Raw genomic sequence first — 23,188 nt, forward strand, 5'->3', positions numbered from 1 at the left:
AACACGGAGGCCACTGCCATGATCACCACCGACTTCACACCGGGCGCCCCCTGTTGGCTGGAGCTGGGCACACCGGACGTCGACGCGGCCGCCGCCTTCTACCGGCGGATGTTCGGGTGGACCGACACCTCGGCGGGACCGCACACGGGCGGTTACCGGTTCGCCCGCCTGGACGGGAAGGACGTCGGCGGGCTCGGCCCGCTGATGGAGGAGGGCGAGCAGCCCGCGTGGACCGCCTACTTCTCCGTCCCGGACGCGGGGGCCGCCGCCAAGGCGGTGCGCGGACTGGGCGGCACCGTACTCGTCGAGCCGCTGGACGTCATGGGACTCGGGTGGATGGCCCACTTCCTGGATCCACGGGGCGGGCACTTCGCCGTTTGGCAGGAGGGGAGGTTCGCCGGGTTCGACGTCGCGGACCGCCCGGGCACCCTGTGCTGGCTCGAACTGTGGTCGCCGGACGGGGCGGGGGCGCGCTCCTTCTACGGCGGGCTCTTCGGATGGTCCTTCCACTCCTTCGCCCTGGCCGGGGCCCATGAGTACACGCTCGTCGGACCGGAGGGGACGGGGGAGGAGGCCGCCCACGGCGGGATCCTGCCCGTCGACAGGTCCCGGCTGTCCGACGACGCGGGCACCGCGCTCTGGATCCCCGTGTTCCGTGTGGACGACTGCGACGCCGCCGCGGAACGGGCGGCCGACGCGGGCGGACAGGTGTACACGGAGCCGGAGGACACGCCGGGCGTGGGGCGGGTCGCGAACTGCGCGGACCCCTTCGGCGCCGGGTTCATGGTCCTCGGCCCGTCGGTGTGAGCCGCCCCCGCGGGCCGGACCGGCCCGCCGACCGGCCCCGCGCGGGCCCGGTCGGGGGACGCCGGGCCCGCTCCGCCGCCTACTGCCGTGACACGGCGGACGCTCCGCCGCGCAGGACGAACTTCCGGATCTTGCCGGTGGCGGTCTTGGGGAGCTGGTCGAGGAACTCCACCTGCGTGGGCGCCTTGAAGTGGGCCAGGTTGTCGCGGGCGAAGCCGATCAGCTCCTTCTCCGTGGCCTCGGCACCCTCGCGCAGCACCACGGACGCCCTCGGCGTCTCGCCCCAGCGCTCGTGCGGCACCCCGACCACCGCGGCCTCCAGCACCGCCGGGTGCCGCAGGAGGACCCCTTCCACCTCGACGGACGAGATGTTCTCGCCGCCGGAGATGATGACGTCCTTGATCCGGTCCTGGATCTCCACGTACCCGTCCGGGTGGGTCACCGCGGCGTCCCCGGTGTGGAACCAGCCGTCGCCCATGGCCGCCTCGGTGGCCTCGGGGTCGTCGTAGTAGCCCTTCATGACCACGTTCCCGCGCACGGTGATCTCCCCGACGGTCGTACCGTCCCAGGGGACCTCCCGGCCGGCGGTGTCCACCACGCGCAGCTCGCCGGAGGTGAGCAGCTCGACCCCCTGCCGGGCCTTGACGGCGGCGCGGTCGCGGCCGGACAGCCCTCCGTGCTCCGGCCGGGGCTCGCACACGGTGATGAACGGAGCGGTCTCCGTCAGCCCGTAGACGTGGGTGACGGTCCAGTCGAAACCGTCTTCCAGGCGCTCGATCGTGTCGGCGGCCGGGGAGGCCCCGGCGGTGACCACGCGCACGCCGGGCGGGACCTCGCCGCGCACCCCCTCCGGGGTGTTGGCCAGCATGATCAGCACGGTGGGCGCCGCGCACAGCCAGGTGACGCCCTCGTCGCGGATCAGGTCGTACACGGTGGCCGGGTCCATCGCGGGCAGGCACACGTGGGCGGCGGACGCGGCCGTCACCGTCCACGTGTAGGTCCAGCCGTTCGCGTGGAACATCGGCAGGGTCCACAGGTACCGGTCGCCGACGTCCATCCGCAGGTGGAGCAGGGTGCCCACCGAGTTCATGTACGCGTTGCGGTGGGTGATCATCACGCCCTTGGGGCGCGCGGTGGTCCCGCTCGTGTAGTTGACGGTCAGGAGGTCGGTCTCCTCGACGACCGGGCGCACGAACTCGGGGGAGGCCTCCGCGACCAGGGCCTCGTAGTCCTCCCAGCCGGACCGGGCCCCCTCCAGCGCCACGAACCGCTCCACGTCCGGAAGCCGGTCGCGGACGGCGTCGACGGTGTCGAGCTGGTCGGCGTGCACGCACAGGACCTTCGCCCCGGAGTGGTTGACGATGTAGGCGAAGTCGTCGGCGGACAGGCGGAAGTTCACCGGTACCAGGACCGCGCCGAGCTGCGGCACCGCGTAGAAGGACTCCAGCTGCGCGTGGGTGTTGGGGGAGATGTACGCGACCCGGTCGCCCTTGGCCACCCCCATGCCCTGGAGGACCGAGGACCACCGGTCGCACCGGTCGAAGAACTCCTCGTAGGTCAGCCGGAGGCCCCGGTCGACGACCGCCTCGCGGTCCGGGTGCAGTCTGCGCGTCCGGCGCGCGAACTCCAGGGGGGTCAGTGCGAGTTCCATGGTGCCTTCCTTCTGTGCTGGGCCGGTCCGTGTCCGCGGCGGGCCCGTGTCCGCGGCGGTTCCCGGCTGGGGGCGGTCACAGTCCGAACAGCCGTGCCGCGTTGCCGTGGAGGACGGCCCGCAGCCAGTCCGGGCCCAGGCCGAGGCGGGTCAGGGCGTGGAGCTGCTCGGCGTAGGGGTAGGGGATGTTCGGGAAGTCGGTGCCCAGCAGGACGCGCTCGCCCAGGTCCGCCAGGCGGGGGAGGGCGTCGGCGGGGAACGGCGCCCGGGCCTCGGCGAAGTCGGTGAACACCATCGTGGTGTCGAGGTGGACGCGGCCGTACTTCTCGGCGAGGCCCAGGAACTCGACGTACTCCGGCGCCCCGGCGTGCGCGATGACGGCGGTCAGCCGGGGGTGTGCGCTCAGGACCTCGGAGAAGGGGCCCGGACCGGTGAAGCGGCCCGGCTCGGGGCCGGAACCGCAGTGGACCACCACGGGCGTCCCGGCGTCGGCGAGGTTCCCCCAGACGTCGGAGAGCAGGGGGTCGCGCGGGTCGTAGCCGCCGACCTGGAGGTGGGCCTTGAACACGAGGACGCCGGCCTCGACGGCGGCGGCCACGTAGTCGCCGGCGCCGGGCTCGGGGTAGAAGGTGGCGCTGCGCAGGCAGTCGGGGTTGTCGTCGGCGAAGCCGCCCGCCCAGTCGTTGAGCCACACGGCCATGTCCGGCCGGTGCGGGTACGAGAGCGCCGTGAAGTGGCGGACGCCGAACCCCCTGAGCAGGTCGAGGCACTCGTGCTCGTCCCCCCGGTAGGCGAGGGGCCACTGGTCTCCGAGGGCGTCGAAGTGGTTCCGCACCTTGCGCAGCACGTTGTGCGGCATGAAGTGCGTGTGGACGTCGATGAGCCCCGGGAGGCCCAGGTCCCGCCAGACCGTGTGGACGTCGGCGGACCCGGACGCGGGGTCGGATGAGACTCGTGTCACACCTGACACGATACGTGGGCGTTCCCCCGCTGTTCGTGCTGGCCCTGCGGGGAACTCCGGGCCGCTCGCGGAAGACGGGGGCCGAGGGGGCGGGGTCGGGGGATGCCGGGACCTCGGTCGCCGCGGAGCCGCCCCGGGCCGTGAACCCTCGGCGCGCCGTTCCGGCGGAGCCCTCCCGGGAAGGCGGAGGGCCCGGCCGGTGCGTCCGGGTCAGCGCCGCCGGGTGCGCGCCGTGGTCGGCGCGATGCGGTCGTTGCGCAGGTGCTCGTAGACGATCGAGGCGCGCACGTCCGCGACCTCGGGTCTCTCCGTCAGCTTGTCGACGACGAACGCGTACAGGCTGTTGTTGTCCGGCAGGGCCACGTGGACCAGGAAGTCCTCGCTGCCCGAGGTGACGAACACGGACAGGGTGTCCGGCAGGGAGCGGACCCAGTCCCGGAAGGCCTCGATGTTGTGGCGTGAGGGCTTCACGACGCTCACGGTGATGAGCGCCTGCACCGGGCGGCCGATCTTCTCCAGGTCCACGTCCAGGATCGAGCCGCGAATCACACCCTTCTCCCGCAGCGCGCGGGTCCGGTCGAGGGTCGTCGTGGGCGATGCGCCGACCGCGGCGGCCACGTCCCGGTTGGTTTTTCGTGCGTCTGACTGGAGTTCGGCCAGAATCGCCGTATCAAGTTCGTCAAGATCAGGCATGGGTGCATTGTAGCCGTATTAAATACGGAATGTTGTGTATACACCCGCTCTATGATTAACATTTAAGAGAAAAGGTCGTATTTGGCTCGCCGAGGAAGTAATCCTTCCGGAGCAGGCACCGTCGCCCCGCCGTTCGGCCCAGCTCTGGCGCGAGGACGCGCCACCGCAGAACACAAGGGACGTCCGTACCGTGAGACCTTCCTCTGTCCCGGCAGCCGCCGACCGACCGTCGGCCCGCCCGCGGACCCGTGGCCGCACCCTGGCCCTCATCGCGATCGTCTGCGCGGCGCTCAACCTGCGCCTGGTGGTCACCTCGCTGTCCCCCCTGCTCGCCACGGTGGGGGAGGAGTTCGGGTTCACCGCCGTCGTCGTCGGCGTGTTCGGCACCCTGCCCCTGATCGCCTTCGCGGTGTTCGGTCTGGTCACGCCCGCGATCATGCGCCGGCTGGGGCCGGAGGCCACCGCCGCTCTGAGCATGCTCCTGACCGGGGCGGGACAGGTCGTGCGCTCCTTCGCCCCCGACACCGGGACCCTGCTGGTCCTCACCGGCATCGCCCTCACCGGCGCGGCGCTGGGCAACGTCGTGCTCCCGCCGCTGATCAAGCAGTACTTCCCCGACCGCCTGGCGGCCCTGAGCACGGTCCAGATGGTCGCCATCCACGCGGGAGCCCTGTTCCCCCCGCTGGTCGCCGTCCCCCTGGCCGAGACGATGGGCTGGCGCTTCGCCCTGGGCGCCTGGTCGGTGCTCGCCCTGGCGGCCGCCCTGCTGTGGGCGCTCCAGGGGCGCCGGGTGCGCCGGGACGCCCCGGCCGTCGCCGCCTCCGGGCGCCGGTCGGGCGCCGTCCCGGCCGACGGCGCGGGGCCGGAGGACGCCGCCGGCGCCGGACCGGCCCGCCCGATCTGGCGGGTCGGCACGGCCTGGCGGATGGCCCTGCTGTTCGGCATGGTCACCTGGAACGTCTTCACCCTGTTCACCTGGCTGCCCGCGCTGCTGACCGGCGCGGGCCACTCCCCGGCCGCTGCCGGTGCCATGGTGTCCCTGATGGTGGGCTCCAGCCTGCTGTTCGGGCTGGTCGCGCCGACCCTGACCCTGCGTGCCGTGAACACCTTCCCGATCGTGGCACTCGGCCTCACCGGCTACGCGGTCGGCTACCTGGGGGTGGCGGCGGCACCGCAGCTGGCGCCGCTGTGGGTGGTCTGCCTGGGCCTGGGCACCAGCCTGTTCGTGGTGACCATGACGATGATCAACGCGCGCAGCACCACCGCGCGGGGCTCGGCGGCCCTGTCCGGGTTCGTGCAGGGCGCGGGCAGCGGGATCGCCCTGGGAGGCCCTCTGCTGTTCGGGCTGCTGCGTGAGCTGACCGGGGGCTGGACCGCCTCGTACGCACTGGTCGCCGGCGGGTCGCTGGCGGTGGCGTTCGTCGTCGCCCACGTCGAGCGCACGCCGTGGACCATCGAGGCGGCCGCGGCCGCGGCCGGGGGCCGTCCCGGCTGACCGGCGCCCCCGCGGGCGGCGTGCCGGTGGGCGGCCCCGGGCCGGGGAAGGCCCGGGTGGCCGGACCCGGCCACCCGGTGCACGTGCACCGGGTGGCCGGGTCCGGTCGCTGTCTCCCCCGAGCGCGGCCGGGGCCCCGGCCGCCCGCCGATCCCGGCCGGGCCGCGTCCCCGGAGGGGCGCAACCGGGTGGCCCAGATGATCGGTCCTGGTCAGAGGCGTGGGAGGCGGTCCGGGGTGGTCCCCGCCAGGCCTTTGCGCAGGCCCGGAGAGCCGCGAGTGCGCCGTCGGCGGAGGGGGTTTCCGGTCGGTCCGCCGGTGTGCGGGGCAGAAACACCAAACCTCACTAATACGGGCAAGACGCGCATAATGACGTCATGACAAGCCCACCCCTCGACAGGCCGTCCCCAGCGGCCCGTGATCGGGTCCCCCGACCGCGATGACAGCGGATCGGGATCGCCGACCCCCGCCCCCCGGCCCGGTCCCCCCGGTGAACGGCGCGGAGGAGGTCCGACCGCTCATCCGCAACCACGACTTCCAGACGCTCTGGGTCAGCCGGTTCTTCGCCGGGCTCGGCAAGGAGAGCGGAGAGGTCGCCTACCCGCTCCTCGTCCTCTTCCTCGCCGGCTCGGCCACGCAGGCGGGCGCCATCGGGTCGGCCCAGGCGGCCACCGCCATGGTCGCCGCCGTGGCCGGGGGAGTGCTCGCAGACCGGGCCGACCGCAGGACCGTCCTGCTGTTCTGCGACCTCGGACGCCTGGCGCTGCTCGCCCTTTTCGCGCTCCTGCTGTTCACGGGGAAGGTGACGTTCCCCGTCATCGTGGCGGTCGCGGTCGGCTCGTCGGCGATGATGGGCGTCTCCAACCCGGTCGCCATGGCCTCCGTCAAGCAGCTGGTCCCGGCCTCGCAGGTGTCCGGGGCCGCCGCCCAGAACCAGATCCGCTTCTCCACCACCACGGCCCTGGGCGCGCCCATCGCCGGGTCGCTGTTCAGCCTGGGCCGCGCCCTGCCCTTCGTGACGGAGGCCCTCGCCTACCTGGTGTCGGCGGCACTGGTGCTGTTCATCCGCCGCCCGATGCAGGCCTGCCGCGCTCCGGCGCGCGAGCGCTGGACCCTGCGCGGCACGGTCGGCGGGTTCTCCCTGCTGGCGGCGGACCCGATCCTGCGACCGATGATCCTGTGGATCGTCGGGTTCAACCTGGCCTTCTCGCAGTCGGGGGCGTTCCTCGCGCTCATCGCGACAGCGGAGGCGCAGGGCGCGGGCCATGTGCAGATCGGCCTGACCGTGTCCCTGGCGGGATCGGGCGGACTGGTCGGCGCCCTCGCCGCCGGCGCGGTCCTCAGGTGGGTACGTCCCTCCTCCGCGTTCCTCGCCGCGGCCTGGTCGGCTCCGCTGTGCGCCCTCGGACTGGCGGTCGCGCCGAACGCGGTGTCGCTCGGTGTGTTGCTGGGTCTCGTGTTCGCCGTCGTTCCGTGCGTGAACGCCCTGTTCTACGGCTACGTGGCCGCGTCGGTCGGCGACGGCTACCAGGGCAGGGTGCTGGGGGCGGTCATGTTCATGGCGCTGGTCTCCCAGCCGGTCGGCATCCTCGGGATCGGGATCGTCTTCGACCGTGCGGGGCCGACCTGGGTGTTCCTGGCGATGGCGGGCCTGTCGGCGCTCGCAGCGCTGTTCACCCTCTCGCCGGTGATGCGGGACCTGCCGCGCCCGGAGGAGCTGGCCGGGACCTGAGAGCGGAGGCCGGACCCCACCCGCCCCGGGGTCGGAGGCCGCCGACCGACCGGGCCGGATGTCGGCACGAGGCCACGTTTTTCCCATATATGGAGTTCAGGGTGTTATGTGCTCCGAGGACGGGGGGTACTACACCCTCAGGTATTCGTGACTCTCCGTGATGGGGTAACTGTGAAACGTATCGCCGCCGTCCTCGCCGCCGCCGGACTCGCACTGACCGCCGCCGCCCCGGCCCACGCAGCCCAGGGCACGCTCGAACTGGGCCCGAGGAGTTTCGAGAACCCGAGCGGGTGCTACAACTTCCGGCCGTTCGAGGCCAAGACCGTCACCAACCTGACGGACGAGACGGTCACCGTCCACTACGAACGCGACTGCTCGGGGGAGGTGGTCGGGCAGGTCGGGCCGCAGGCGACCGAACGGTTCGACAACAGCCTCTCCACCTTCAGCGTCCACGTCCCGTGAGACGGCCCCGGCCCCCGGGCACGTCGTGCACGGGGGCCGGGGCCCGGGTTCGAGCGGAGGACGGCGGGGCCCCGCCCCCGCGGGAGCCCCGTCCGATCCCTTCGCGCGCCCGCCGCCCACCGGAACAGTCCCCTGGACTCGTCCGGCCCCGGGTCAGCCCTCGAAGGGCATCGCCATCAGCGGGTCCGAGGTCGGCTGTTCGGAGCCGCCCTCCGGCTCGACCGTGACCGCCACGCCGTCGGTGTCCTCGTCCTCCGGGGTCGCCAGCACCGGCAGCACGAACCCGGCCTCGTCCACCGACAGGACCCCCGCCGACGAGACGGTGCCGTCGGGGCGGGTCAGCCAGAGCTGGTAGTCCTCGTCCTCCAGCCGCTCCAGCCCGTGCGCGCTGAACACCAGCTGCCCGCTGGCCTCCGAGTGCACGACGGTCACGGACACGCCCTCCATGGGCTCGGCCGTGGTGTGGTCGGCGCCCGGGTCCGACAGCACGGCGGCGATCTGCCGCTCGTTCTGGCGCAGGCGCTCCACCTCGCGGATCTGGTCGACGGCCACCGCTCCCAGGGCGACCACGAGCACCAGGCACGCCGCGAGTACCAGCCCCGTGCCCCAGTTCCACCGCTTGCGGCGGGGCTCGGGCAGTGGCTCGGGCGGCGGCGCGAGCTGGCGGGTCCTCGCCACCTCCTCCAGCACGAGCCGGCGCAGCTCCGCCGGGGGCGTGAGTGCCGCGGCGGAACCCAGCAGGGCCGTCGTCTCGGCGAAGCCCCGCACCTCCTGCACGCACGAGTCGCAGTCGGCCAGGTGGTCCTCGAACCGGACGCTCTCACCCGGCGACAGCGCGCCGAGTGCGTAGGCGCCCGAGAGCGTGTGCAGGTCCTGGCCCAGTCTCCTGCTCACCACTCCACCCCCAGGCAGTCGCGCAGCCGGATCAGCCCGTCGCGCATCCGCGTCTTCACGGTGCCCAACGGCGTGGACAGCAGACGGGCGACCTCACGATAGGTGTACCCGCCGTAGTAGGCCAGGCGCACGGACTGGCTCTGGAGCTCGGTCAGGGTGTCCAGGCACCGGCGCACCCGCTCCCGTTCGAGGCGGTCGGTGGCCTCCTCGGCCACCTCGTCGTAGGGGCGGTGCGTGTCGGCCGCCACCGCGCGTGCCTCCCGGTCCGTGGCCGCCTGCTCGGACCGCACCCGGTCCACGGCCCTCCGGTGGGCGAGCGTCATCACCCACGCGCGAGGGCTCCCCCGACGCTCGTCGTAGCGGCACGCGGTGCGCCACACCTCCACCATGACCTCCTGCGCGACCTCCTCGGACTGGGCCGGGTCCCTCAGGACCCGTCGCACCAGACCGTAGACGGCCGGACTGACCAGGTCGTACACCTCGCCGAACGCGCCCTCGTCGCCACGGGCCACCTCGCGGAGCAGCCGCGTGAGCCCCTGGTCGGACGGGGCGGGGGCCGCCGCCCCCTCCACGCGGCGGGGACCACGGGGCGCCGTGGCTTCCTCGTTCATCCGCTCCTCGTTCCTGGTCGGTACGCGGTCGTGCTCCTACGGCTCCTGCCCGGTGGCCGTGTGACGCACGGGCCCGGGCGGCCCGGCGCCATCGCGCGGGCCGCCCGGGTGCGTCGTGCTCGGAGCCTGGGTCGTGTTTTCCGGATCATTCCGCGCTCGCGTCCACCGGGCCTCCTCACGCGGCGCCTCCGCGCCCGTGGAGCACGACCAGTCTGGACCTCGCAGATCGTCCTGCGGGAGACCGCCCGGTCGGCCGCCCGCGCCGGTGTCGGATTCGCCGACACCGGCGAAGGCATCCGGAGAGCACCCCCTAGGAGGGCATGAGCACGGTGTCGACGATGTAGACGGTCGCGTTCGAGGTCTGGACGTTGCCGCAGACCACGGCGGAGTCGTCGTCGACCGTGTAGTCCTCGCCGGACCCGGCGGTCGTGACGTCCCCGCCCTGGAGCGACGTGAACGTGCCCTCCTCCAGGTCGGCGGGCGCGTGGCGTCCCTCGACCACGTGGTAGGTCAGGACCTCGGTGAGCTGCTCCTGGTCGGCCAGGAGGGCGTCCAGGTCCTCCTGCGGGATCTTCTCGAAGGCGTCGTTGCTGGGCGCGAAGACGGTGATGTCCTCGGCCGAGTTCAGGGTGTCGACGAGGTCGGCCTCGCTCACGGCTGTCACGAGGGTGGACAGCAGCGGGTTGTTGGACGCGGCCGTCGCGACCGGGTCCTGGGCCATGCCCTCGAAGCTGCCGTCGCCGTCCGCCGGCACGTCGGCACAGCCGGGGCCGAAGTTCTCCCCGGCCTCCTGCATCCCGCCGGAGCCCTCGTTCTCCTCCGTGGCGGGGCTCTCCTCGGCGCCGCCCGCGGCCGGGGTCTCGGCCTCCGTGTCCCCTTCCATCCCGCCACAGGCCGACAGGCCGAAGGCGAGGACGGCGGCGGCTGCGGTGGCAGTGAGAGCGTTCTTGCGGATCATGGTTCTCTCCTTCAACTGGGTGAACTTCGGTTGTCTCGAACCGCTGCCCGGGGGCAGCGGAAGCGTGGTCACTCGGCGGTGAAACGGACGCGGTGCCACCCGGTGGCGCCGTTCGGGACCGGGTCGACCCGCTCCGGGGGCTGGGTGCGGCCGGCGGAGTCGGTGGCGCGGACCTCGACGGTGTGCCGCCCGGGGTCGACGACGGTCTCCGCGACCCACTGGACCCAGGTGTCGATGCCCGGAACCCGGGCCAGCTCGGCGGTCTGCCACGCGCCGTCGTCCACGCGGACCTCGACGGCGTCGACCCCCCGGTGCTGGGCCCAGGCCACCCCGGCGAGGACGACCTCCCCGGAGCCGACGCGCCCCAGGGGGGCGGGCACGTCCACCCGCGACATGGTCTTGATCGGCGCCCGCACGGCCCAGCCGCGCTGTGCCCAGTAGGCCTGCTCGTCGGCGAACCGGGTGAGCTCGATGTCGGTGACCCACTTGGTGGCGCTGACGAACCCGTACAGGCCGGGGACGACCATGCGGGCCGGGTGCCCGTGGACGGGGGTCAGGGCCTCGCCGCCCATGCCGACGGCGAGGAGGGCGTCGCGTCCGTCCATGACGACCTCCGTGGGGGTGCCGCAGGTCCATCCGTCGTGGGAGGTGCTGAGGATCTGGTCGGCGTCCGCGTGGACTCCGGCGCGGCGCAGGAGGTCCGCGAGGGGGTGGCCGAGCCAGCGGGTGTTGCCCGCGAGGTCCCCGCCGACCTGGTTGGACACGCAGGCCAGGGTGATGTCGGCCTCGACGAGGGGCAGGCCGAGGAGTTCTTCCATGTCGATCTCGAACGGCCGGTCGACCATGCCGTGCACACGCAGGGTCCACCGGGAGGCGTCCACCCGCGGGACGGTGAGGGCTGTGTCGATCCGGTAGAAGTCCTCCGCGGGGGTGCTGAAGGGGGACAGGCCCGGCACACCGAGGTCGGTGCCGGAGGGCAGCGGGGCGAGGGGTTCGGCGGCGGCGGGGAGGGCGATCGCGGACCGCCCGCCCGTGCCGCCGAGGGCGGACGGCAGCAGGCGGCCCAGGGCGCCGGCCGTCCCGGAGGCGGCCAGGACCCCCGCCGCGGTCAGGACGAAGCCGCGCCTCCCGGGCCCCTGGGCGGGTCCCGGCTCGGGAGCGTGCGCCGTCTGCGCGCCCCCGGTGCCGTGTGCGTCCGGGGCGTCCTGCGAGCCCTGCGCGTCCGGGACGTCCTGCGCGTCCGCCGGCGCCTGCGGGCCTGCGCCTGTCGGCCCGTCCGCCCCGGCTGCGGCCTCCGCCGCCGGGCGGAGGTACCCGCGCGCGCTCCGGAGGAGAAGGGCGAGGGCCGAGGCCCCTGCCGCCGCGCCGACGAGTACGGGGATCGCGGCCCCCGGCTCGTCGGCGCGGCGCAGGAGCACGGCGGCGATCCCCGCCGCCGCGAACACCGCCAGCCCTGCGTACCCGACTGCCGGGCGCCGGAGCGCCACGACGCCGAGCACGGCCCCGACACCGAGGAGGACGACCGCGATTCCGGAGAGCAGTACGACTTTGTCGGCTGTTCCGAACAGCGAGATCGCCAGCTCCATCAGGGCCGGCGGTGTGTTGTCGACGACGGCGTCGCCGACAGCGATCACCGGTGGCGCGGTCCGGGCCAGCGCGGAGGCCAGCTCGGCGGAGCCCAGTGAGGCGCCGACCGAGAGGAGCCCCACGACCGTCCCGACGACGGTCCGTCGCCTGTCGCGTGGCGGGTTTCTCGTCCCGCGTGTCTCGGTGGTCACATGGGGTATTCGGACCCGGAGGCCGGGCGGATGGGTCGGCCGGGAACTTTTTCCGAGGTTTTTCGAGGAGGGTCCTGAGCTGGGACTACTCCGCGGTGAAGCGGATGCGGTGCCGCCCCTCGGCCCCGTCCGGGATCGTCTCCACCTCGTCGGAGGACTGGGTGTACCCGGAGGAGTCGGTGGCGCGCACCTCCACCGCGTGCATCCCCGGGCCGACCCGCGTCTCCGCGACCCACTGGACCCAGGTGTCGGCGCCCGGCGTCCGGGCCAGTTCGGCCGGCCACCACTCGCCGTCGTCCACGCGGACCTCGACCGCGTCGATCCCGGTGTGCTGCGACCAGGCCACACCGGCCAGGACGACGTCCCCGGCGGCGGTCCGCGTGAAGTCGCCGGGCACGTCCACCCGCGACATGGTCTTGACCGGTCCCCGCTCCGCCCACCCGCGGTCGGACCAGTAGGCCTGCCTGTCGGCGAACCGGGTGAGCTCGATGTCGGTGACCCACTTGGTGGCGCTCACGTAGCCGAAGAGGCCGGGCACGACCATGCGCGCCGGGAACCCGTGCTCGTGAGTGAGCGGACGGCCGCCCATGCCGACGGCGAGGAGGGCGTCGCGCCCGTCCATGACGGTCTCGGTGGGGGTGCCGCAGGTCCACCCGTCGTGGGAGGTGCTGAGGATCTGGTCGGCACCGGCGCGGACTCCGGCGCGGCGCAGGAGGTCCGCGAGGGGGTACCCGAGCCAGCGGGTGTTGCCGACGAGGTCGCCGCCGACCGGGTTGGACACGCAGGACAGGGTGATGTCGGCCTCGACGAGGGGCAGGCCGAGGAGTTCTTCCATGTCGATCTCGAACGGCCGCTCCACCCTCCCGTGGACCCTCAGCACCCACCGGGAGGCGTCGAGCCGGGGGACGGTGAGGGCGGTGTCGATGCGGTAGAACTCGTCGGCGGGGGTGCTGAACGGGGTCAGGCCGGGGATGCCGAGGTCGGTTCCGGCGGGCAGCGCGGGCAGCGGGACGGCGGCGGCCGGCAGGGCCGGGGCGGGTCGCCCGGGGGGACCGCCGAGGAGGGCCGGGAGCCGGAGGCCGAGCGTGCCCGCCGCGCCCGAGGCGGCGAGGACCCCGGCGGCGGTGAGGACGAACCGCCGCCCCGCGCCGGTCGGCGCCGACCCGTCTCCCCCGGCGGGCGCGGACGGGCCGCCGGACCCGTCGTCCCCTGCGGGCCGGCGGGCGCCTCGGCCCTCATCGGCCCCGGGGGTTCTCGTGTCCGCGTCGGTGACCGGGCCCGGGGCCGTGCCGGGAGCCGCGTCCCCGGTTCCGCCGGGCCCCCTCCCGGAGGCGTCGCGCCCGTCCGCCCCGGCCGGCGGGGCGGCTCCCCCTGTCCCGCCCGCGCTCCTCAGCAGCACCGCGAGCGCGGCGGCCCCGGCGAGGGCGGCGCACACCACGGACAGCGCCGCACCGGGGTCGTCGGCCCCGCGCAGCCACGTCGCGGCCAGCCCCGCGGCGGCGAACGCGGCCAACCCGGCGAAGCCGACGGAGGGGCGGCGCAGCGCCACCGCCCCGAGCGTGCCCCCGGACACCGCCAGGACGGCCACGATCCCCGCGAGGAGTACGGCCTTGTCGGCGGTCCCGAACAGCGTGATCGCCGTCTCCACCAGCCACGTGGGGCTCAGTTCCACGACGGCGTCGCCCACCGCCACCACCGGCGGGGAGGACCGGACCGCGGCGGCGGCCAGCTGTGCGGCGCCCAGTGCCGCGCCGACGACGAGCAGGCCGACGACCGGTCCCGTCCACCGGCCGGGGAACGGCCTCGCGCGCGCTGTGCCCTCTCCCGTTCCGGCGGTGCTCGGGCCGGAGGCGGGATCGGCGGACCGGGGGGACCTCTTCGCGGACATGCCACCAAGAATCCCCCACCCGGGGGTTCACCGCCAGAGCCGTCGCCGTCCACGGCGGGGCCGGGCGCCTCCTGGACGCACGTCGAGGGCCCCAGCGCCGAACGGCGCTGGGGCCCGAGAGTTCAATACCACCTACCGGCCGCTGCCGGTCTTCCGCTGCCCGAAGTCGAGCTGGGACGGGATCGCGGGGATCGCGGTTGTGTGACCGTGGACCACCTTCTTCCGAACCGGGCCTTGCGGTGCCCGGGCGAACGTTCCGCGCCGGGCGGTCCTGATGGCACCTACTCCTCTCGATCTCACTGCGTGCACTGTCTTCCACTGCGGTGCTACCGGCTCCCGGCGCCGTGCCGCTGAGCGCGCCGGTCGAGCCCTACCGCGTTCTTCGTCCTGCTGCGGCGTCCCCTGGACGGGCGGGATGCCGGTCCTGCGTACTGCGGTGCTGCTCGTACTGCTTGTACAGCGGTGCTGCTGTCCTACCGGCTCCCGGTGTCTTGAAGCACGTGCACACCGTCGAGCCGTCCTGCGTTACCTCCTGCGCGGTGTTCCCCGGTACGGGCGGGACACCGGTACTGCGGTGCTACCGGCTCCCGGCGCCGTGCCGCTGAGCGCGCCGGTCGAGCCCTACCGCGTTCTTCGTCCTGCTGCGGCGTCCCCTGGATGAGCGGGATGCCGGTCCTGCGTACTGCGGTGCTGCTGTCCTACCGGCTCCCGGTGTCTTGAAGCACGTGCACACCGTCGGGCCGTCCTGCGTTCCACCGGCGTATCCGGTGGTCCAGCCGTGTATCTCTGTGGCTACGACAGGAAATCTAGCAGCACTGAAGGGGCATGTCTACTCCAGCCACTGTAGTTTTCTGAGCTTTCCGGGAGAAGGTTTCCAGGAGGCGCGGGGGGACCTCCGGCCGTCGGCCGTCCCGGCCTCCGGCGGCGGGGCCGCGGAGAGCGGGGCCGGGCGGCCCGACGGCGCCTGTCGGCTCCTGTGCCGGTCCCGCCCTCCCGATTCCCGGACATCCCCCCTCCGAGCGGCCGGTATCCCGCCAACCGGGGACGTGGCGGTCGGTTCGGCCCTCCGAGTGCTGGAGGATGTTGCCGGTACGCCTCCCTCAACGATCGGAGTTCCCCCACATGGCGCGGAAGACGCCCATCACCGTGGTCGCGCTGATGGTCTCGGGCAGTCTCCTGCTCAGCGGCTGCACGGTCACCGCGGACATATCCGACTGGTGGTCCGAGACGTTCGGAGACGCGTCGGGGCCGCCGACGGTCAGGGAGGAGTTCCCCTACGTCCGCGAGGGGCGCATCTTCCAGGACACCGGGCAGGACACGGAGATGCACTTCGCCGTCACCGGCCTGGAGCGCACCGACGACTACACCGTCATGTACTACGAGGTGACCTACCCCGACGAGTTCTCCGGGCCCAACCGCAACCTGAGCATGGCCCACACCCTCGTGGACCCGCTCAGCGGCCGGGTCTACCGCCAGTTCCTGGACGGGGAGGGGCTCAAGTACGGGTCGGAGAGCCCGAACCAGGACGGCCTGTACCCGGTCCACGACGGCGTCACCAACGAGTACGTGCGCTACTTCCCCCGCATCCCCGACGAGGTGCGGCAGGTGACCTTCGTCGGAAGCGGCCTCGGAGCGATGACGGGCATCCCCGTCCAGGACGTGGAGGAGGAGCGGCCGGACCCGGAGAGCCCCAACGGTCCCGACCACCTCACCCTGGACGCTCCGCCGCCCCGCGGCGAGAACCTCACCTTCGTGAACCGCCGCCCCGACGAGGACGCGGTGGCGGACGAGGGTTGGGTGCAGAGCTTCGTGGACTCCGAGATCGCCTCCACCACGCGGGACGGCGACCGCGAGATCATCTCCCTGCACTCCGACGTCATGTTCGAGTTCGACCGCTCCGACCTGACGGCGGACGCCGAGGACGTGGTGCGCCGGGCCGCCACCACGCTGGCCGCGAACGTCGATCCGGACGAGCCGGCCATCACCGTCATCGGGCACACCGACGGCATCGGCGACGACTCCTACAACGACAACCTCTCGGTCGAGCGGGCGGAGAGCGTCCGCGACCTGCTCGCCGAGGAGCTGGGCACCGACTTCACCCTGGAGGTCGAGGGCCGGGGCAAGCGCGAGCCGGTCGCCCGCGAGGGCGGGCCCGACGACGACGAGGCCCGCGCCCGCAACCGCCGCGTCGAGTTCTCCTACGTGTTCAACACGACGGTCGAGGCGACGGAGGAAGAGGAGTACGACGACGACGGGCTGGGCGTCGCGCAGCGCAACGTCACCTGGCCGGCGCCCTACGACGCGGACCCGGGGTCCGTGGTGGCCGAGGGCGAGCTGGACGGGGTGCGCCTGGAGGTCTACCCCCTGCGCCGCGACGGCGCGTACGTGATCGGCACGGTCGCGCTGACCAACACCACCGGCGAGCCGACCATCCCCGATCTGGGCGGCCAGGAGGCCGTGCAGGCCGGCGGCCCGGAGCAGTTCAACAAGGGCACGCTCGGCGGCTTCCAGCTGCTGGAGCCGGAGAGCGGGCTGGTGCGCTACGTGGCGCAGATGGACTTCGGCGAGGGCCGCTACAGCAGCTTCGCCGAGGAGGTCCACATGCTCCAGCCCGGCAACACCTACAACCTGGTCGCCGTGTTCCCGGCGCCTCCGGTGGACGTGGAGGAGCTGACCCTGCGGGCCGGGCCGTTCGGTGAGTTCGAGGAGGTCCCGGTCGAGTACTAGCCGGCCGGAGGCCCCGCCCCCCGGTGCTCCGGTAGGTGCGGTGGGGCCCGGCGGGCCGCGGCGGAGACCCGGACCCGCCGGACCCCGCCCCCGGCGCGGGGCCTCCGGGGCCCCCGGCGCGGGGCCTCCGGGGCCCCTGGAGCCCCTGGAGCCCCGGAGGGTCCGGGACGGCCGCGGGGGCTGGGCCGGGGTCGCAGAAGCCGCGAGGGGCCGTCAGCGCGACGCTGACGGCCCCTCGTCGTGTGTGCGGCGTCCGGAGCCCGGCCCCGCGCGCGGTCAGCCGCGGACGCGCTCGGCGGCCTGCATGACGATCCGCTCCAGGTCCTCGCGGGGGACCTCCTCGCCGTAGGCGATCACGGTCACGTACAGGTCGCCCGGCAGGGACAGGTACAGGTTGCGGCTCGAACCGTCCACGGTCCCCACGTACTCCAGGTCGCCGCCCAGGGAGTCGGACTCGTCGGTGTGGTAGGTGTCCACGTCCACGTCGATGTCCACCTCCCAGTTCATCTCCTCCTCGGCGCCGGGCACCTGGACGACGTCCGGGTTGGCGCTGGGGTCGGCGCCGGACGTGAAGACCAGGGTGAGGGAGGGGGCGCCCGCGGTGCCGCTCCCGTCGCTGAAGGAGCACACCACCTGCTCGGCGCCGTCGATCCCCTCCACCGGGCCGGCGTCCTCGGCGAGGACGGGTCCCGGGGCCAGGTCGCCGACGACCTCGGCGGCCCCGGCCGCGGCGCAGGAATCGGGGAGCCCGTAGGACGAGGCCTCCTGCTCCGTCTCCTCTTCCTCCCCCTCCTCGGCGCCGGGCTCGGCGCTCGGGTCCTCGTCCGGTGACTCCTCGCCGTCTGCGGAGAAGAAGCTGAAGTCCATGTCGAACTCGTCGGTGTCGACCACGTCACAGCCGACGAGGACGAATCCGCCGACGACGACGGCGACGGCGGCCGTGCCCAGGCACGACAGGGGGGAGGACGGGATCAGTCGCATGGGTGGCTTTCGGTTCGGGGAGCGCCGGGCGGACGGGAGTGGCGCCGACGGGGGACACACGGAAACCTAGCAAGTTCCGCGTCCCCCCATCGATCGGACACCGCCGCGCCCCGTCCCGGCCCCCGTCCCGCCCGGCCCCCGTCCCGCCCGCGCCCCGTCCTTCCCGGGCGCCGGCCGCACACGGCGGCGGCCCGTCCCCGGGACCCCTGGCGCCCCGCCCCGCCCGGTCCCCGGAGCGGGGGCGGCGGACGGTCCGGCGCGGGTCCCCGGCGGCGGATTCCGCGTGTGTTTTCGGCATACCGGGATCAGGATCCTGGATAGTCGGCACCGTTGGGTCCGTTTTATGTACTTATGTGGCGAAACGGTGAACTCTTTCTGGTTCCGGTGGTTATAACGTGTGTCACGCCCGTTCCATGCGAAACCTCTCGGAGGCCCTGGCCCCCGAACTCCCCGAGCCGGTTTTCCCCCGCACCCCGACCCCCCTTCCAGAACTCCCCCACCCCCCTTTTCCAAGCCCCTGATCTCGACGTATCCGTTTTCCCGCCGTTCCTTTCCCCGGTCCGGACCTCCCGGACGCGACGCCCGCCGACCCGGTCCGGGGCGGGTTCCCCCGCCCGTCCGAACATCTTCGAGAGTGAGACCCGTCCATGCTCGACGCGGACATCCGCCTGGAGTGGTTCGTCTCCTTCCTGGCCGTCATCGACACCGGGAGCTTCGTCGCCGCGGCCGAGTCCACCCGCAGGTCCCAGCCGCGCGTGAGCCAGCACGTGGCCGCGCTCGAACGCGAGATCGGCCAGCCCCTCTTCGACCGCAAGAAGCGCCCGGTCCGCCTCACGGAGGCGGGTGACGCCCTCGCCGTCCAGGCCCGCAACGTGCTCCGCGCGCTGGAGGCGGCCGAGTCCGCCATGGCCCCCTGGCGCGGAGGCACGCGCGGCATCGTCTCCCTCGGCTCCTACCCGAGCGCCAGCGCAGCGTTCGTCCCCGGCCTCCTCAAGAACCTCATCGCCGAGGACCCCGACGTCAAGGTCGTCCTCGTGGAGCGCTCCACCCTCGAACTCGACGAGGCCCTCGCGTCCGGGGGGATCGACCTCTACCTGCGGCCGATGTCGCCCCGGCCCACGTCCCCCTCGGTCACCAGCCTGCCCCTGTGGTCCGAGCCGCTCGTGGTCCTGCACGCGGAGGGCCACCCCCTCGGGGACGTGCCCGACCCCGTGCCCGTCGACGCCGTCGCGGAACACCCCATCGTGTCCATCGGACGTCTCGACGCCCCGGAGACCTCGGAGTTCGAGTCCTACCGGGTGTTCCAGGAGCGGGGGCTGCAGATCGACCCGATCCAGGCCACCAACCAGCCGCAGACGCTCGTGTCGATGGTCGCCGAGGGCATCGGCGTCGGCGTCACGAACTGGCTGGCGGCGTCGATCGCGGACACCAGCGGGGTCCGGATCAGGCGGCTCGAAGGGCCCCCCGAGCGGCGGGTCGCCGTGTGCTGGGACTCGACGCGCCCCCTCACCCCGGCCGCCCGCAGCGTCCTGCGGACCATCACCGAACAGCCGAGTCCCACAGGCACCGTCAGAGTCATCTCGCCACGGAAGCGTTCATCCGACACAGTATTCACTTCTCGAATACCGTCATCAGGGAATAGGACTTAACGCCAGGGTGGCGCGGATAGTAGCGTCAACCACGCGAAACGGCGGAGGGGATTCAGACCGGCGCGAACCGTCATCCCCTTCCGAGCTCCCCCTTTTTCACTCTCCGCTACCCCCGTTCGTGACAGGCGACAGCCATTCCCCGATCTCCCCTGGTGGGTCGGGGTGAGCCGGGGTTCGCGGGGGTGCCACCCTGTGTGATCGGAAGAAGTCCATGCCTCGACTTTCCCAGCTGTCCCTCGCCGCGACATGTTCGTCGGTGCTTCTGCTCACCGCCTGTACCGGGGGCTCGACCGTCGACGACGACGTCGAGGGCGCCGACGCGGGCTCGGGCTCGCTGACGAGCATCAACGCCGGCTACGTCTCCGCGATCGACCAGATCGGCCTGCCGATCGGCACCGAGCGGGGCCTCTTCGAGGAGCGCGACCTCGACGTCACCCTCGCCGAGCCCTTCCCCACGGGCGTCGACGCGATCAACGCCCTGGAGGCGGGCGACGTCGACATCATCCAGGTCGGCACCCCGGCCATCGCGGCCGCGCAGGAGGGCGCCGAGCTGAGCCTGGTCGGCAACTACACCGGCTCGGCCACCCAGCGCAGCATCGACGAGACCGCGGCCATCGTCGCGGCCGAGGGCTCCGAGATCGACGGCGAGGACCTGTCCACGCTGGAGGGCAAGTCGATCGGCGTCTCGATCGGCTCCATCAACCACCTCTACCTGCTCGGGCTGCTGGAGGACCTCCGCATCGACACGGACGACGTGGAGCTCGTCAACACCGCCCCGCCGGACATGGCGGTGGCCCTGGAGACCGGCGGCATCGACGCGGCCGTCATCTGGGACCCGTGGCCGATCACCATCACCGAGCAGGTCGAGGGCTCGGAGATCGTCCTGAGGGGCGGCGGCTACATCCCCTTCATCGGCTACATCGTCACCACGCCGACCTTCCTGGAGGAGAACCCCGAGGCCGTCGAGGAGTTCCTCGCCGCACGGGCCGCCTCCGACCAGTGGATCCGCGAGAACCCCGAGGAGGCCGCCTCCTCGGCCGTCCAGTGGCTCACCGGCACCGACCCCGAGGTCGCCCAGGAGGCCATGCAGTACAACGTGGCGCAGCTCGACCCCCGCTTCTCCGCCTGCAACTACCTGGCGCTGGACACGGTCGGGCAGCTGCTCGCCAACCAGGGCGAGATCGACTTCGACTTCGACATCAACGACTACTTCGAGCCCGGCCCGATCGTGTCGGTCATGGAGGAGAACCCCGAGCTGTTCGAGGACCTCCAGGACATCCCCGACGCCGCGGCCATCGACGCCGACTACAACTTCGTGCGTGAGATCGCCCAGGAGTCGTGCGCGGTATGACCCCCGACCCTGTGCCGGCCGCCGGGCGCACCGCGCCCGGCGGCCGGGCGGCCCGGAGGGCCCGACGCGGCTCCGGGCCCGGGTTCGTCGGAGCGACGCTCTGGTTCACACTCCCGTTCGTGGTCCTGGTCGCCGTCTGGGCCGTGACCGTCGAGCTCACCGGCGTCCCCAGGCGGATCTTCCCGCAGGTGGACGACGTCGCCGCGGCCCTGGCCGACATGGCGGCGAGCGGTGAGCTCGCCAGGCACCTCGGCGCGAGCCTGTACCGGGTGCTCATGGGAAGCGCCATCGCCGTGGCGACCGGGCTCCCGTTCGGCATCGCCCTCGGCGCCAGCCCGGCCCTGTCCGCGTTCTTCTCCCCGCTGCTGCGGTTCTCCGTGGCGCTGGCGGGGATCGCGTGGATCCCCATCGCCACCCTGTGGCTGGGCTACGGCGACGGCGCCGTCATCTTCATCGTGTGGAACGCCATGTTCTTCGCGCTGGCCTACAACACGATGCTGGGGGTCCGGCGCATCCCCGCGACCCTGCTGCGCTCCGCCCGGTCCATGGGCGCGAGCCGGTGGCGGATGTTCTGGGAGGTGCTCCTGCCCGGGGCGCTGCCCAGCGTCGTCAGCGGCCTGAGGATCGGGCTCGGCTACGGATGGCGCGGCCTGGTGGCCGCCGAGATCATCGCGAGCAGCGCCGGTCTCGGTTACGCGCTCTTCCTGGCCCAGAAGACCTTCTCCACGGACGTCATCATCGCCTCGATGGTCGTCATCGGCGTCCTGTGGCTGATCATGGACCGGCTCCTCCTGGCACCGCTGGAGAGGCGCACCATCGAGCGCTGGGGCATGACGGGAGGTGCGCGATGACCGCGACCCGCGAGAGGAACGCGTCCCCGGGCGCCCGGCCGCGGCCCCGCCGCGCACCCCTGGCCAGGCGGTTCTGGGCCAGGCTGTCCCGCAACAGCGCGTTCCGCACCCTCGGGCCGTTCGTGCCCGTCGTGGCCCTGTGGTGGCTGGTCGCCGAGGCCGGCGTCTTCCCGGACGCCTTCTTCGTCGGCCCCGACAGGGTCGTCGCCGAGGTCGGCGACCTGCTCCGCAAGGGCATCCTGCCCGGCTACCTGTCCGACTCCCTGACCCGGCTCGGCTACGGCGTCGGGTTCGGCCTCCTCATCGGCCTGCCGATGGGGTTCCTGACCGCGATGTCCCTGAGGGTCCGCAAGGCCGTCTGGCCGATCCTGCTGTTCTTCCAGGCCATCGCGGACATCGCCTGGCTGCCGATCGTGATCGTGTGGTTCGGCTTCAGCCTGACCTCCGTCACCTTCGTCATCGTGTACACGATCGTCTTCCCGCTCATGCTCAGCGTGGTGGCGGGGGTCGAGCAGGTGCCGGGCGAGCTGGTCCGCGCGGCCCGCAGCCTGGGCGCCGGCCGTGTCCGGGTGTTCGTGGAGGTCATCCTCCCCGGGGCGCTGCCCGCGGTCGCGAGCGGTGTCCGCACCGGGCTCGGCTACGGATGGCGCGCGCTCGTGGCCGCGGAGATCATCGTGGGCACCAGCGGTATCGGATTCATGATGTTCGACGCCCGCAGGGTCGGCGACGTCAGCCAGGTCTTCCTCGGCATGATCGTGCTCGGGGTCCTCTGGTACATGCTCGACGCGCTCATCCTGGCGCCGTTCGAGAAGGCCACCGTCGAACGGTGGGGGATGGTGCGAAGCATGGAGGGTGACGGATGACCGCACTGGTGATCGAGAACCTGAACAAGGTCTACACCGACGCCTACTCGGGGGAGGAGGTCACCGCGATCGGCGACGTGTCCTTCACCGTGGAGCGCGGTGAGTTCGTCTCCGTCCTCGGCCCCAGCGGCTGTGGCAAGACCACGGTCCTGAACACCGTCGCGGGCTTCGTCGAGCCCACCGGCGGCGTGGTCGAGGTGGACGGGAGCCCGGTCTCCGCCCCGGGGCCCGACCGGGGGGTGGTGTTCCAGAGCCACGCCCTCTTCCCGTGGAAGACCGTGCTCGGCAACGCCGTGTTCGGCCTGCGCATGAAGGGCGTGCCGCGCGCCGAGCGCGAGCGCCGGGGCCGGGAGTACCTGGAGCTGGTCGGGCTGGGCGGGTTCGAGCGCAAGTACCCGCACGAGCTGTCCGGCGGCATGCAGCAGCGGCTCGGCGTCGCCCGGGTCCTCGCGAACGAGCCCGCGGTGATGCTCATGGACGAGCCGTTCGCGAGCATCGACGCGCAGACCCGGCGCAGGCTCCAGGAGGACCTGACCCGGATCTTCGAGGAGCGGAGGCCGACGGTGTTCTTCGTGACACACGACATCGACGAGGCGGTGTTCCTCTCCGACCGGGTGGTGGTCCTCTCCGGAAGGCCGAGCACGGTCCAGGAGATCGTCACGGTGGACCTCCCCCGTCCGCGCACCTGGCGCGAGGCGGTGGACCTCCCGGAGTTCCGGGACAAGGTCGCCCGGATCAACGACCTGCTCTCCGGCGGGGCCGGGACGGGGGGTGGGGCCCGTGTCGACTCGGACAGCCCCGTCGACGTGGTCTAGGGCCCTCAGGAGCGCGACCCTG

General features: G+C 72.8%; 19 protein-coding genes. 10 read left to right on the plus strand and 9 right to left on the minus strand.

The window, feature by feature from the left end; translation table 11 throughout:
• The first annotated feature begins 18 nt into the window (after positions 1-18).
• Complete coding sequence (locus OUQ99_RS00970) at positions 19-807, plus strand: VOC family protein (protein WP_267947512.1); 789 nt, start codon at positions 19-21, stop codon at positions 805-807.
• Between the two features lie 79 nt (positions 808-886).
• Here the strand turns inward: OUQ99_RS00970 and OUQ99_RS00975 are convergent, their stop codons facing one another.
• From OUQ99_RS00975 to OUQ99_RS00985, 3 genes are all read right to left on the minus strand, one after another.
• The gene (locus OUQ99_RS00975; RefSeq protein ID WP_267947513.1) at positions 887-2,458 is read right to left on the minus strand and encodes a long-chain-fatty-acid--CoA ligase; all 1,572 of its coding nucleotides are present in this window, start codon (positions 2,456-2,458) and stop codon (positions 887-889) included.
• 76 nt (positions 2,459-2,534) lie between these two features.
• Positions 2,535-3,419 (minus strand): amidohydrolase family protein, encoded by an 885-nt coding sequence (locus OUQ99_RS00980; RefSeq protein WP_267947514.1) that lies wholly within the window; start codon positions 3,417-3,419, stop codon positions 2,535-2,537.
• A 210-nt stretch (positions 3,420-3,629) separates the two neighbouring features.
• Positions 3,630-4,112, minus strand: a complete 483-nt coding sequence (locus tag OUQ99_RS00985) for an Lrp/AsnC family transcriptional regulator (RefSeq protein ID WP_267947515.1) — start codon at positions 4,110-4,112, stop codon at positions 3,630-3,632.
• Between the two features lie 190 nt (positions 4,113-4,302).
• On the opposite strand from OUQ99_RS00985, the gene OUQ99_RS00990 reads away from it, so the two are divergent.
• The 3 genes from OUQ99_RS00990 (at position 4,303) to OUQ99_RS01000 (ending at position 7,800) form a co-directional block, all read left to right on the plus strand.
• On the plus strand, positions 4,303-5,607 hold the full coding sequence (locus tag OUQ99_RS00990; RefSeq protein WP_267947516.1) for a CynX/NimT family MFS transporter: 1,305 nt from the start codon (positions 4,303-4,305) through the stop codon (positions 5,605-5,607).
• A gap of 438 nt (positions 5,608-6,045) precedes the next feature.
• Positions 6,046-7,338, plus strand: coding sequence for an MFS transporter (locus OUQ99_RS00995; RefSeq protein WP_267947517.1), 1,293 nt, complete (start codon positions 6,046-6,048; stop codon positions 7,336-7,338).
• Positions 7,339-7,509: 171 nt separating this feature from the next.
• The gene (locus OUQ99_RS01000; RefSeq protein ID WP_267947518.1) at positions 7,510-7,800 is read left to right on the plus strand and encodes a hypothetical protein; all 291 of its coding nucleotides are present in this window, start codon (positions 7,510-7,512) and stop codon (positions 7,798-7,800) included.
• A gap of 153 nt (positions 7,801-7,953) precedes the next feature.
• Here OUQ99_RS01000 and OUQ99_RS01005 read toward each other — a convergent pair whose 3' ends face one another.
• The 5 genes from OUQ99_RS01005 to OUQ99_RS01025 form a co-directional block, all read right to left on the minus strand.
• Positions 7,954-8,694, minus strand: a complete 741-nt coding sequence (locus tag OUQ99_RS01005; RefSeq protein WP_267947519.1) for an anti-sigma factor — start codon at positions 8,692-8,694, stop codon at positions 7,954-7,956.
• Positions 8,691-9,305, minus strand: coding sequence for an ECF RNA polymerase sigma factor SigK (gene sigK / locus OUQ99_RS01010; protein ID WP_267947520.1), 615 nt, complete (start codon positions 9,303-9,305; stop codon positions 8,691-8,693). Before sigK ends, OUQ99_RS01005 begins: the two co-directional genes overlap by 4 nt.
• 310 nt (positions 9,306-9,615) lie before the next feature.
• Complete coding sequence (locus tag OUQ99_RS01015) at positions 9,616-10,263, minus strand: fasciclin domain-containing protein (RefSeq protein WP_267947521.1); 648 nt, start codon at positions 10,261-10,263, stop codon at positions 9,616-9,618.
• A 68-nt stretch (positions 10,264-10,331) separates the two neighbouring features.
• A complete protein-coding gene (locus OUQ99_RS01020; RefSeq protein ID WP_267950210.1) occupies positions 10,332-12,050 on the minus strand; it encodes a molybdopterin-dependent oxidoreductase in 1,719 nt (572 codons plus the stop codon).
• A gap of 76 nt (positions 12,051-12,126) precedes the next feature.
• Positions 12,127-13,929: a molybdopterin-dependent oxidoreductase gene (locus OUQ99_RS01025; protein ID WP_267947522.1), complete on the minus strand. Its 1,803-nt coding sequence runs from the start codon at positions 13,927-13,929 to the stop codon at positions 12,127-12,129.
• A gap of 1,122 nt (positions 13,930-15,051) precedes the next feature.
• Here OUQ99_RS01025 and OUQ99_RS01030 point away from each other — a divergent pair.
• Positions 15,052-16,656: an OmpA family protein gene (locus tag OUQ99_RS01030; RefSeq protein WP_267947523.1), complete on the plus strand. Its 1,605-nt coding sequence runs from the start codon at positions 15,052-15,054 to the stop codon at positions 16,654-16,656.
• A gap of 276 nt (positions 16,657-16,932) precedes the next feature.
• Here the strand turns inward: OUQ99_RS01030 and OUQ99_RS01035 are convergent, their stop codons facing one another.
• The gene (locus tag OUQ99_RS01035; RefSeq protein WP_267947524.1) at positions 16,933-17,637 is read right to left on the minus strand and encodes a hypothetical protein; all 705 of its coding nucleotides are present in this window, start codon (positions 17,635-17,637) and stop codon (positions 16,933-16,935) included.
• A gap of 647 nt (positions 17,638-18,284) precedes the next feature.
• Between OUQ99_RS01035 and OUQ99_RS01040 the strand changes: the two genes are divergently transcribed.
• The 5 genes from OUQ99_RS01040 to OUQ99_RS01060 all read left to right on the plus strand — a co-directional run bounded on the left by OUQ99_RS01040 (position 18,285) and on the right by OUQ99_RS01060 (position 23,166).
• Complete coding sequence (locus tag OUQ99_RS01040; RefSeq protein WP_267947525.1) at positions 18,285-19,286, plus strand: LysR family transcriptional regulator; 1,002 nt, start codon at positions 18,285-18,287, stop codon at positions 19,284-19,286.
• Positions 19,287-19,497: 211 nt separating this feature from the next.
• Positions 19,498-20,637, plus strand: coding sequence for an ABC transporter substrate-binding protein (locus OUQ99_RS01045; RefSeq protein ID WP_267947526.1), 1,140 nt, complete (start codon positions 19,498-19,500; stop codon positions 20,635-20,637).
• Complete coding sequence (locus OUQ99_RS01050; RefSeq protein ID WP_267947527.1) at positions 20,634-21,488, plus strand: ABC transporter permease; 855 nt, start codon at positions 20,634-20,636, stop codon at positions 21,486-21,488. The genes OUQ99_RS01045 and OUQ99_RS01050 overlap by 4 nt, the downstream gene beginning before the upstream one ends.
• Entirely contained in the window at positions 21,485-22,351 is an 867-nt protein-coding gene (locus OUQ99_RS01055; RefSeq protein WP_267947528.1) for an ABC transporter permease, read from the plus strand. Before OUQ99_RS01050 ends, OUQ99_RS01055 begins: the two co-directional genes overlap by 4 nt.
• A complete protein-coding gene (locus OUQ99_RS01060) occupies positions 22,348-23,166 on the plus strand; it encodes an ABC transporter ATP-binding protein (protein ID WP_267947529.1) in 819 nt (272 codons plus the stop codon). The genes OUQ99_RS01055 and OUQ99_RS01060 overlap by 4 nt, the downstream gene beginning before the upstream one ends.
• The last annotated feature ends 22 nt before the right edge of the window (positions 23,167-23,188 follow it).

The organism is Streptomonospora nanhaiensis, assembly GCF_026642255.1.
GTDB lineage: Bacteria > Actinomycetota > Actinomycetes > Streptosporangiales > Streptosporangiaceae > Nocardiopsis > Nocardiopsis tropica.